Origin of the sequence: Streptomyces flavofungini, assembly GCF_041028215.1 — a bacterium.
Taxonomy (GTDB): domain Bacteria; phylum Actinomycetota; class Actinomycetes; order Streptomycetales; family Streptomycetaceae; genus Streptomyces; species Streptomyces flavofungini_B.
Genome location: NZ_JASKYR010000184.1, coordinates 1 through 11,645, shown reverse-complemented (window position 1 = coordinate 11,645; position 11,645 = coordinate 1). Strand labels below are relative to the sequence as shown.

Below are 11,645 nucleotides of genomic sequence, written 5' to 3'. Positions count from 1 at the left end.
TCGCCGGGGCGCTCGGCTCACAGGGTCTTTTCGTGCGGCACGACGTCACCGACGCCGCGAGCTGGGCGGCGGCCGTGGCCGGTGCGCTCGGCGCCTTCGGGCGGCTCGACGCCCTGGTCAACAATGCCGCGCTGTGGCGCACGGCGTCCGTCGAGGACGAGACGGCGGAGAACTTCGAGGCGCTGCTCCGCGTCAATCTGCTGGGTCCCTTCCTCGGCATCCAGGCGGTGCTGCCCGCGCTGCGGGAGGCGGGCGGCGGGTCGGTGGTGAACGTGTCGTCGACGGCCGGGCTCGTCGGCATCCCGGGGCACGCGGCCTATGGCTCGTCGAAGTTCGGGCTGCGCGGCCTGACCCGGTCGTCTGCGCTCGACCTGGCGCGGTACGGGATACGGGTCAACTCCGTGCACCCGGGGGCCATCGACACCCCGATGATCGCGACGGCCGCCGGGCGGGACTGGTCCCATCTGCCGCTGGGCCGGATGGGCCGCCCGGAGGAGGCCGCCGAACTGGTGCTGTTCCTGGCATCGGACGCGTCGTCGTACATCACGGGCGCCGAGTTCACCGTGGACGGTGGGTCCACGACCGGGTGAGCGGAGCCCCTGCCACGGCCGGCAGGCGCGCACCCTGTCCGTCCTGCTCCTGGAAGGCGGGCAGCGCGAGGATCCGTATCCTGGCCTCGTCGTCCATCAGCTCGACCAGGGGCTTGGAGCTCCCACAGGTCCTGCTCGCCGACTTCGAGGGCGAGCGCGTCCAGCTCGGGCGCGGGCAGCGCCCCCCGCCGCGGCGGCGACTGCCTCGCGGGACGCGGCGGGCAGGGCGTCCACCAGGGGCAGGAACTCCGCCGCTGACGTGGAAGGTGTACGGGGAGACGTTCAAGGGGCCGTAGATCTCCGGCGGTCCTGCCCCCCGTACCCCCTTCCGCGTCCGCGTCAGCCCTTGACCGCGCCCGCCGCCAGGCCCGAGCCCAGCTTTCTGTGCACGATCACGAAGAAGATCATTACCGGCACGGTGACCAGCGTGGAGCTGGCCATGACCGGTCCCCAGGACGTCGAGTTCTCCCCGAAGAACTGGTAGATGCCGACGGCGGCGGTGTACTTGTCGCTGCCCTTCATGAAGGTGTACGCGAAGACGAACTCGTTCCACGCCGTGATGAAGGCGAAGATCGATGTGGCGACGAGGCCGGGCGCGACCAGCGGGAGCAGCACCGACCGGAACATCCGGAACCAGGACGCCCCGTCGATGTACGCGGCCTCCTCGACCTCCTTGGGGATGGTGGCGACGAAACCGCGCAGCGTCCAGATCGCGAAGGGCAGGGAGAGCGCGATGTAGACGATGCTCAGGCCGAGCAGGGAGTTGAGCAGTTCGTAGTCCCGCATCTGGATGAAGAGCGGGATGACGAGCGCCTCCAGCGGCACCATCTGCACGATCAGGATCATGATCAGCACGGAGGTGCGGAAGCGGAACTTGAACCGTGCCACCGCGATGGCCGCGAAGAGCGAGAGCAGCGCGGCGGCGACGATCGTGGCGAGGCCGACGAGGGCGGAGTTCAGCAGGTAGGTGCCGAAGTTGCCCTTCTCGAAGACGAACGTGAAGTGTTCGAGGCTCACGCCGCTCGGCAGCACGTCCGCGCCCCGGGTGACCGCCTTCGGGTCGAGCGCCGTGGAGATCATCCAGTACACCGGGAAGAGCGTGAAGAGCAGGAGCGCGGCGACCGCGAGGGGCAGTCCGATCCGGGCGGCGGTCGAGGTGCGGCGGCGGTTGGCCGTGGCCGGGGGCGCGGCCGGGAGCTTGGCGGTGGTCACAGGTCCTCCTCCCCCTGTCGGAACAGCGTGCGGATGTAGACGATCGTGATGAGCAGGAGCAGCACGGTCAGCAGGACCGCGGCCGCGGCGCCCGCGCCGTAGTCGTTCTTGGCGAAGGCCTGGATGTAGGAGAAGACGCCGAGGTTGTAGACCTCTTCGTTGGAGCCGTCACCGCCGGGCTGGAGGTAGATCTGGGTGAAGACCTTGAAGTCCCAGATGGTGGAGAGGATGGTCACCACGAGGAAGACCGGCTTGATCGTCGGCACGGTGATGTTCCAGAACCGCTGCCAGGCGTTGGCGCCGTCCAGTTCCCCCGCCTCGTACAGCTCCTTGGGGATCGTCATCAGGCCCGCGAGGACGGTGATGGCGACGAACGGGAAGCCGTGGTGGATCACGTTCAGGGTGGCGATCGCGTAGAACGGTCCGCGCTCGGTGAACCAGTTGGTGGTCTCCGGGTCGATCAGGCCGAGGGAGCCCGCGATCTGGCTGACCATGCCGTCCTGCGGCTGGAAGAGCCAGATCCAGACGTAGGTGCCGGTCACCGCGGGCATGGCCCAGGCGGCGAGGATCGCGATGGAGCAGATCAGCCGCCAGGTGGCGCCGAGGCGGTTGAGCAGCAGCGCCACCAGGGTGCCGAGCGCGACGGTGAGGCCGACGCAGGCGATGGCGAAGAAGACGGTGTTGGGCAGGACCGTCTTCCACAGCAGGCCGCTGGAGAGCAGGTCGCTGTAGTGGTCGAACCCGGTGTAGGTCCCGACGCCGCCGCCGAACTTGACGGCGTAGTCCTGCAAGGAGAGCTTGCCGACCTGGATCAGCGGCCAGAGCAGCAGTCCCGCGAGGACCACCAGGGAGGGGGCGAGCAGGAGCCAGGGGCGGGTGAGGTTGATCAGGTTCTTGCGGCGGCGGGCCGCTTCGGCTCCGCCGGTGTCCCGCTTCGAGGGGCCGCGGCCGGCCGGAGTCTCCTCCGGCCGGCCGGCGCTCCTTCACGACTGTCGCGTCCTTCACAGTGCCGAACTCGACCTCGCTCACTTGTCCTTGGCGAAGATCGCGTCCATGTCCTTGGCGGCCTTGTCGGCGGCTTCCTGGACGGAGGCCTTACCGGTCAGGATCGACTGGACCATGCCGGGGATGACCTTGGAGGCCTGGATCTCGCCGTAGGCCTTGGTCTTGGGGACCGTGGCGCCCGCCTCCAGCATCTGCTTGGCGAACGGCTCGACCAGCGGGTCCTTCTTCGCCGCGATCTTCTTCAGCTCGGAGTTCTGGCCGGGGAAGTAGTTGGTCTGCTCGGCCCACTTGGCGGCGAACTCACCGGTGGTCAGCATCTTCACGAACTCCCAGGCGAGTTCCTTCTTGTCCGTGTTGAACGTGGACAGGTAGGAGCCGCCGAGGAAGGACTTGCTCATGCCGCCGTTCTCGCCGGGGATCGGCACCGCGCCGAGCTTGCCCTTGAGGTCGGGGTTGGCGTCCACGATGGCCTTCGGGGTCCAGTTGCCGCCGATGGCCATGGAGATCTCGCCCTTGTTCCAGGCGTCGCCGACCTCCTTCTCCGTCCAGGTGTTGACCTTGGCCGGGGAGACCTTGTCCTTGGTGGCGAGGCCCGTGTAGAACTCGATGCCCTTGACCGCCTCGGGCGAGTTGATGCCCGACTTCCACTTGCCGCCGGACTCGGTGGCGAGCTCGCCGCCCGCGCCCCAGACGAAGGGCGCCGCGAACATCTCGGCGCCGCCCGCGACGGGGAAGGCGACCTTCTTGGGCTCCTTCTCCTTCAGCGTCCTGGCGGTCGCCTGAAGTTCCTTCCAGGTGGTCGGCGGCTTCAGGTCGTACTTCTCGAAGAGGTCCTTGCGGTAGACGATCGAGCGCACGCCCGCGTACCAGGGCATGCCGTACTGCTTGCCGTCGAGGGTGCCCGCATCCTTCAGGCCCTCGACGAGGTCGTCGCCGAGGCCGGACTTCTTCACGTCGTCGGTGACGTCGACGAGCGCGTCCGTCTCGGCGAACTGCGGCACCCAGGTGGTGCCGACCTCGGCCACGTCGGGCACCTGGTCCGCGCCGCCCTCGATGGCGGTCGTGAACTTCTTCTGGGCCGTGGCCCACTGCTGGTACTCGACCTTGATCTTGGCGCCGGTCTTCTTCTCGAAGGCGTCTCCGGCCTCCTTGAAGAACGGGCGGGCGTCGGGGTTGGTCCCCTCCATGATCCACACGGTCAGGGTCTTGCCCTTGCCGTCCGTGGCGCTGTCGCTGCCGCCGTCATCGCCGCCGCACGCCGTGGCGGTCAGTCCGAGACACAGGGTGATGCAACCAGCCGCGATGACACGTCGCTTCATGCCGGCCCCCTCCAGGTTCCGATTGGTGGGAGCGATTGTGGTCACACGGGGTCGGAGCGGTCTAGACCCATTGGGATAAGCGGCCGAACCGTAATGAGGGTTGCGGGTGACGCAACATACGCTCATACCATTGCGCACCACGCAACGCAGGCGTTGCAGAGTTCACTCTCCGTATGCGCGTGCGAACGCGACGGCGCCCGCCTCCGTCCGGTCGGGGACAAAGCGGGCGCCGCGTCAGTTCCGCACACCGTTGTGCGGGACGTCTCTGAGGGGTCGTACGCACTGACGGGCGTACGGGTGTACAGACGTACGGGTCAGACCGTCAGGGCTCGGTCGGTCGGACGGATCGGGGCCGGAAGATCACTCGCACCGGTGAGGAAGCGGTCGACGCCGCGCGCCGCCGAACGGCCCTCGGCGATCGCCCAGACGATGAGCGACTGGCCGCGTCCCGCGTCACCGGCGACGAAGACACCGGGGACGTTCGTCTGGAAATCGGCGTCGCGGGCGACGTTGCCGCGCTCGTCGAGCTCCAGGCCGAACTGCTCCACCAGGCCGTTCGCGCGGTCGGTGCCGGTGAAGCCCATCGCGAGCGTGACGAGCTGGGCGGGGATCCTGCGCTCCGTGCCCGGCTTCGGGGTCAGCTTGCCCTCGATGAACTCCACCTCGACGAGGTGCAGGAACTGGACGTTGCCGTCCTCGTCGCCCTCGAAGTGCGTGGTGTTGACGGCGTAGACCCGCTCGCCGCCCTCCTCGTGCGCGGAGGTGACCTTGTACAGCATCGGGAAGGTCGGCCACGGCTGGTGCGCGGCACGCTCCTCACCCGGCTTGGGCATGATCTCCAGCTGGGTCACGGAGGCCGCGCCCTGGCGGTGGGCCGTGCCCACGCAGTCCGCGCCGGTGTCACCGCCGCCGATGACGACGACGTGCTTGCCCTCGGCGGTGATCGGGGGCGCCACGAAGTCGCCCTCCTGCACCTTGTTAGCGAGCGGCAGGTACTCCATGGCGAAGTGGATGCCGTTCAGCTCACGGCCCGGCACCGGCAGGTCCCGGGAGACCGTGGCGCCCGCGGCGATGACCACGGCGTCGTAGCGCTTGCGCAGCTTCGCCGCGTCGATGTCGCGGCCGATCTCCACCTCGGTGCGGAACTTGGTGCCCTCCGCGCGCATCTGCTCGATGCGGCGGTTGATGTGCCGCTTCTCCATCTTGAACTCGGGGATGCCGTAGCGCAGCAGGCCGCCGATCCGGTCGGCGCGCTCGTAGACGGCGACGGTGTGACCGGCCCGCGTGAGCTGCTGGGCGGCGGCGAGGCCCGCCGGACCCGAACCGATCACCGCGACCGTCTTGCCGGAGAGCCGCTCCGGGGCCTGGGGCGCGACGTCGCCGCGGTCCCACGCCTTGTCGATGATCGAGACCTCGACGTTCTTGATGGTGACGGGCGGCTGGTTGATGCCGAGCACGCAGGCCGACTCGCACGGGGCCGGGCAGAGGCGGCCGGTGAACTCCGGGAAGTTGTTGGTGGCGTGCAGGCGCTCCTGCGCGGCCGACCAGTCCTCGCGGTAGGCGTAGTCGTTCCACTCCGGGATGAGGTTCCCGAGCGGGCAGCCGTTGTGGCAGAACGGGATGCCGCAGTCCATGCAGCGCGAGGCCTGCTTGGAGATGATCGGGAGGAGCGAACCGGGAACGTAGACCTCGTTCCAGTCCTGGACGCGCTCGCCGACCGGGCGGGTCTGCGCGACCTCGCGGCCATGGTTCAGAAAGCCCTTGGGATCAGCCATTGGTCGCCGCCTCCATCATCTTCTCGGTGATCTCGGTCTCGGAGAGACCGGCTCGCTCGGCGGCGTCCTTGGCGGCGAGCACTGCCTTGTACGTGCTGGGGATGATCCTGCTGAAGCGGTCCACGGCCGTGTCCCACTCCGCGAGGAGCTTCTCCGCGACAGTGGAGCCCGTCTCCTCCTGGTGGCGGCGCACGACGTCGTGCAGCCACTGCTTGTCGGAGTCGTCGAGGGGCTCGACGGCCGCCAGGTTCCCGGCGTTGACGTTGTCGCGGTCTAGGTCGATCACGTACGCGATGCCGCCGGACATGCCGGCCGCGAAGTTGCGCCCGGTCTCGCCGAGGATCACCGCGTGGCCGCCGGTCATGTACTCGCAGCCGTGGTCGCCCACGCCCTCGGACACGACCGTGGCGCCGGAGTTGCGGACGCAGAAGCGCTCGCCGGTGCGGCCCCGCAGGAAGAGTTCGCCGCCGGTCGCGCCGTACGCGATGGTGTTGCCCGCGATCGTCGAGTACTCGGCGAGGTGGTCGGCGCCGCGGTCGGGGCGGACGATGATCCGGCCGCCGGAGAGGCCCTTGCCGACGTAGTCGTTGGCGTCGCCCTCCAGGCGGAGCGTGACGCCGCGCGGCACGAAGGCGCCGAAGGACTGGCCCGCGGAGCCGGTGAAGGTGACGTCGATGGTGTCGTCGGGCAGGCCCGCGCCGCCGAACTTCTTGGTCACCTCGTGGCCGAGCATGGTGCCGACCGTGCGGTTGATGTTGCGGATGGCGACCTGGGCGCGGACCGGCTGGGCGTCGGTGGCACCGGCGGCCGAGAGCGCGTCGGCGGAGAGCTTGATCAGCTCGTTGTCGAGCGCCTTCTCCAGGCCGTGGTCCTGGACCGTGATCTGGTGGCGCACGGCTCCGGCGGGCAGGTCCGGCACGTGGAAGAGCGGTGCCAGGTCGAGGCCCTGCGCCTTCCAGTGGCTGACGGCCCGCTCGGTGTCGAGCAGCTCGGCGTGGCCGACGGCCTCCTCGATGGAGCGGAAGCCCAGCTCGGCGAGGAGCTCGCGGACCTCCTCGGCGATGAACTCGAAGAAGTTCACGACGTACTCGGCCTTGCCGGAGAACCTCTCGCGCAGCGCCGGGTTCTGCGTGGCGATGCCCACCGGGCAGGTGTCCAGGTGGCAGACGCGCATCATGACGCAGCCGGACACCACGAGCGGCGCGGTGGCGAAACCGAACTCCTCGGCGCCGAGCAGCGCGGCGATGATGACGTCGCGGCCGGTCTTGAGCTGGCCGTCGGTCTGCACGACGATGCGGTCGCGCAGGCCGTTGAGCAGCAGCGTCTGCTGGGTCTCGGCGAGGCCGAGCTCCCAGGGGCCGCCCGCGTGCTTGAGCGAGGTCAGCGGGGACGCGCCCGTACCGCCGTCGTGGCCGGAGATCAGGACGACGTCCGCGTGGGCCTTGGAGACGCCCGCGGCGACCGTGCCGACGCCGACCTCGGAGACCAGCTTCACGTGGATCCGCGCCTGCGGGTTGGCGTTCTTCAGGTCGTGGATGAGCTGGGCGAGGTCCTCGATGGAGTAGATGTCGTGGTGCGGCGGCGGCGAGATGAGGCCGACGCCGGGCGTCGAGTGACGCGTCTTGGCGACCCACGGGTAGACCTTGTGGCCGGGCAGCTGGCCGCCCTCGCCGGGCTTCGCGCCCTGCGCCATCTTGATCTGGATGTCGTCGGCGTTGACGAGGTACTCGCTGGTCACACCGAAGCGGCCGGAGGCGACCTGCTTGATGGACGAGCGGCGCGCCGGGTCGTACAGGCGCTCCGGGTCCTCGCCGCCCTCGCCGGTGTTGGACTTGCCGCCGAGCTGGTTCATGGCGATGGCGAGGGTCTCGTGCGCCTCGCGGGAGATCGAGCCGTACGACATGGCGCCGGTCGAGAACCGCTTGACGATCTCCGAGGCGGGCTCGACCTCATCGAGGGGGATCGAGGGGCGGTCCGACTTGAAGTTGAACAGGCCGCGCAGCGTCATCAGGCGCTCGGACTGCTCGTTCACGCGGCCCGTGTACTGCTTGAAGATGTCGTAGCGGCGGCTGCGCGTGGAGTGCTGGAGGCGGAAGACCGTGTCCGGGTCGAACAGGTGCGGCTCGCCCTCGCGGCGCCACTGGTACTCGCCGCCGATCTCCAGGGCGCGGTGCGCCGAGGGGATGCCGGAGGCCGGGTAGGCCTTGGCGTGCCGGGCGGCGACCTCCTGGGCGATGACGTCGAGACCGGCGCCGCCGATCTTCGTGGTCGTACCGCTGAAGTACCGCTCGACGAAGGACTCCTCCAGGCCGACGGCCTCGAAGACCTGGGCGCCGCGGTAGGAGGCGACGGTGGAGATGCCCATCTTGGACATCACCTTCAGGACACCCTTGCCGAGGGCGTGGATCAGGTTGCGGATGGCCGTCTCGGGCTCGATGCCGGGCAGGAACGTGCCCGCACGGACGAGGTCCTCGACGGACTCCATGGCCAGGTAGGGGTTGACGGCGGCGGCGCCGTAGCCGATGAGGAGGGCCACGTGGTGGACCTCGCGCACGTCGCCCGCCTCCACGAGCAGGCCCACCTGGGTGCGCTGCTTGGTGCGGATGAGGTGGTGGTGGACGGCGGCGGTGAGCAGCAGCGAGGGGATCGGCGCGTGCTCGGCGTCGGAGTGCCGGTCGGAGAGCACGATCAGGCGGGCGCCCGCCTCGATGGCGGCGTCGGCCTCGGCGCAGATCTCGTCGATACGGGCGGCGAGGGCCTGGCCGCCGTCGCCGACGCGGTAGAGACCGGAGAGGGTCGCGGCCGTCATGCCGGGCATGTCGCCGTCGGCGTTGATGTGTATGAGCTTGGCCAGCTCGTCGTTGTCGATCACCGGGAAGGGCAGCGTGACGCTGCGGCACGACGCGGCGGTCGGTTCGAGCAGGTTGCCCTGCGGGCCGAGCGAGCTGTGCAGCGAGGTGACGAGCTCTTCCCGGATGGCGTCCAGCGGCGGGTTGGTGACCTGCGCGAAGAGCTGCGTGAAGTAGTCGAAGATCAGCCGGGGGCGCTCGGAGAGGGCCGCGATCGGGGTGTCCGTGCCCATGGAGCCGAGCGGCTCGCCGCCGGTCTTGGCCATCGGGGCGAGGATGATGCGCAGCTCTTCCTCGGTGTAGCCGAAGGTCTGCTGGCGGCGCGTGACGGAGGCGTGGGTGTGCACGATGTGCTCGCGCTCGGGCAGGTCGGAGAGCTCGATCTCGCCGGCCTCCAGCCACTCCTGGTAGGGCTTCTCGGCGGCGAGACCGGCCTTGATCTCGTCGTCCTCGACGATGCGGTGCTCGGCGGTGTCGACGAGGAACATGCGGCCGGGCTGGAGGCGGCCCTTGCGGACGACCTTGGCCGGGTCGATGTCGAGGACGCCGACCTCGGAGCCGAGGACGACGAGGCCGTCGTCGGTGACCCAGTAGCGGCCGGGGCGCAGACCGTTGCGGTCGAGCACGGCGCCGACCTGGACGCCGTCGGTGAAGGTGACGCAGGCGGGGCCGTCCCAGGGCTCCATCATCGTGGAGTGGAACTGGTAGAAGGCGCGCCGTGCCGGGTCCATGGAGGCGTGGTTCTCCCAGGCCTCGGGGATCATCATCAGCACGGAGTGCGGCAGGGAGCGGCCGCCGAGGTGGAGGAGTTCGAGCACCTCGTCGAAGGACGCCGAGTCGGAGGCGTCCGGCGTACAGATCGGGAAGACGCGGTCGAGGTTGTCCCCGGCGAACAGCTCGGAGGCGAGCTGCGACTCGCGGGCCCGCATCCAGTTGCGGTTGCCCTTGACGGTGTTGATCTCACCGTTGTGCGCGACGAAGCGGTACGGGTGGGCGAGCGGCCAGCTCGGGAACGTGTTCGTCGAGAAGCGGGAGTGGACGAGCGCGACGGCCGTGGCGAAGCGGCGGTCGGACAGGTCGGGGAAGAACGGCTCCAGCTGGCCCGTGGTCAGCATGCCCTTGTAGACGATCGTGCGGGCGGAGAGCGAGGGGAAGTACGTGCCCGCCTCGCGCTCGGCGCGCTTGCGCAGCATGAACGCCTTGCGGTCGAGGGTCAGGCCGGTGCTCTCGCCGTCGGCCACGAAGACCTGCTTGAAGACGGGCATCGTCGAGCGGGCGGTGGCGCCGAGCAGCTCGGGGGCGACCGGAACCTCGCGCCAGCCGAGGACGGTCACGCCCTCCTCCGAGGCGATCGTCTCGATCTGCGAGACGGCGGCGTCGGTGGTGCCCGCGGTGTCGACGGGCAGGAAGGCGATGCCCACCGCGTAGGCACCGGCGGCGGGCAGTTCGAATCCGGCCACCTCGCGCAGGAACGCGTCCGGGACCTGGAGCAGGATGCCGGCGCCGTCACCCGAGTCGGGCTCGGAGCCGGTGGCGCCTCGGTGCTCCAGGTTGCGCAGTACCGTCAGCGCCTGTTCGACCAGCTCATGGCTGGCAACACCGGTGAGGGTGGCCACGAACCCGACGCCACAGGCGTCGTGCTCGTTACGGGGGTCGTACATGCCCTGGGGGGCGGGGCGACCATCCATGGGCGACCAGGCGTGGGTACGCATCGGCACTCCCGTCGTCGTCGTGGCTGGGGACCTCCCAGGCCTTTACGGGGCTCTGGGGGCACTTGAGGCGAGGGACGACTTTGGCCCTGGCGAAATTTCGTGCAGGTTACATGATGGAACGCTTCTCGAAAAGCGGATACTTCATTCCACCATGTGGACACCGCCCGCAGGTGGGGGGCGGCGCGAGAGGGGCTCAGCGGACAGATCGGTGGCCGGTGGCCCGGAGCGACACGAGCCTCATTGCCCGCAGCGCTTACGGCTCATGCCCGCTGGTCACAGAGTCGAAACCGCCCATTTACGGTTACTTATGCGATCCCCCGCATAGCCCTGCGACTGCTCATCCTACGGCCGTACCGAACAGCGCGCCCAGGACGTACGTCACACCGGCCGCGGCACCGCCGAGCGCGAGCTGCCGCAGACCGCTGAACCACCAGGAGCGCGCGGTCACCTTGGCGACCACGGCACCGCAGGCGAAGAGTCCGGCGAGGGCGAGCAGCACCGCGGGCCAGAGCGCGGTCGCGCCGAGCAGATACGGCAGTACGGGGAGCAGGGCACCCAGGGCGAAGGCGCCGAAGGAGGACACCGCGGCCACGGTCGGCGACGGCAGGTCACCGGGGTCGATGCCGAGCTCCTCGCGGGCGTGTATCTCCAGGGCCTGCTCGGGGTCCTTGGAGAGCTGCCGCGCGACCTCGCGGGCGAGGTCCGGCTCGACACCGCGCGACGCGTAGAGCGCGGCGAGCTCCTTCTCCTCGTCCTTGGGGTGCTTGCGCAGCTCCCTCCGCTCGACGTCCAGCTCCGCCTGGACCAGCTCGCGCTGGGAGGCGACCGAGGTGTACTCACCGGCCGCCATGGAGAAGGCGCCCGCCGCGAGCCCGGCGAGGCCGGTGATGACGATGGTCTGGTGGGCGACGGAGCCGCCCGCGACACCGGTCATCAGCGCCAGGTTGGACACGAGTCCGTCCATCGCCCCGAAGACGGCGGGGCGCAGCCAGCCGCCGTTCACGTCCCGGTGCGTGTGGTTGTCGCGGTGCGCCTCGTGCAGCGTCGCTTCGGTCTCGATGATGGCCATGATGTGTGGACCCCCTCAATGCTTGGACATTGTCGAAAGTACGCTTGAAAAATTTTCCCCGCCAGCAAGGAAGGCCGTACTTACCTGCGAAAACGCGCCTCGGCGGGGTGTCGA

At 69.5% G+C, this 11,645-nt stretch carries 7 protein-coding genes; 1 reads left to right on the top strand and 6 read right to left on the bottom strand.

What is annotated here, in order from left to right; all coding sequences use genetic code 11:
- On the top strand, nucleotides 1–590 hold a 590-nt coding region (locus AB8Z36_RS15270; RefSeq protein ID WP_369213835.1), incomplete at its 5' end, for an SDR family NAD(P)-dependent oxidoreductase.
- Nucleotides 591–929: 339 nt separating this feature from the next.
- Here AB8Z36_RS15270 and AB8Z36_RS15265 read toward each other — a convergent pair.
- The 6 genes from AB8Z36_RS15265 to AB8Z36_RS15240 form a co-directional block, all read right to left on the bottom strand.
- Nucleotides 930–1,802, bottom strand: coding sequence for a carbohydrate ABC transporter permease (locus tag AB8Z36_RS15265; protein WP_440581925.1), 873 nt, complete (start codon nucleotides 1,800–1,802; stop codon nucleotides 930–932).
- Nucleotides 1,799–2,647 (bottom strand): carbohydrate ABC transporter permease, encoded by an 849-nt coding sequence (locus AB8Z36_RS15260; protein ID WP_369213834.1) that lies wholly within the window; start codon nucleotides 2,645–2,647, stop codon nucleotides 1,799–1,801. The genes AB8Z36_RS15265 and AB8Z36_RS15260 overlap by 4 nt, the downstream gene beginning before the upstream one ends.
- Nucleotides 2,648–2,827: 180 nt before the next feature.
- A complete protein-coding gene (locus tag AB8Z36_RS15255) occupies nucleotides 2,828–4,126 on the bottom strand; it encodes a sugar ABC transporter substrate-binding protein (protein WP_369213833.1) in 1,299 nt (432 codons plus the stop codon).
- Nucleotides 4,127–4,440: 314 nt separating this feature from the next.
- Nucleotides 4,441–5,901, bottom strand: a complete 1,461-nt coding sequence (locus AB8Z36_RS15250; RefSeq protein WP_369213832.1) for a glutamate synthase subunit beta — start codon at nucleotides 5,899–5,901, stop codon at nucleotides 4,441–4,443.
- Nucleotides 5,894–10,411: a glutamate synthase large subunit gene (gene gltB / locus AB8Z36_RS15245; protein WP_369213836.1), complete on the bottom strand. Its 4,518-nt coding sequence runs from the start codon at nucleotides 10,409–10,411 to the stop codon at nucleotides 5,894–5,896. Before gltB ends, AB8Z36_RS15250 begins: the two co-directional genes overlap by 8 nt.
- Nucleotides 10,412–10,799: 388 nt before the next feature.
- Nucleotides 10,800–11,531: a VIT1/CCC1 transporter family protein gene (locus AB8Z36_RS15240; protein WP_369213831.1), complete on the bottom strand. Its 732-nt coding sequence runs from the start codon at nucleotides 11,529–11,531 to the stop codon at nucleotides 10,800–10,802.
- Between the last annotated feature and the right edge of the window lie 114 nt (nucleotides 11,532–11,645).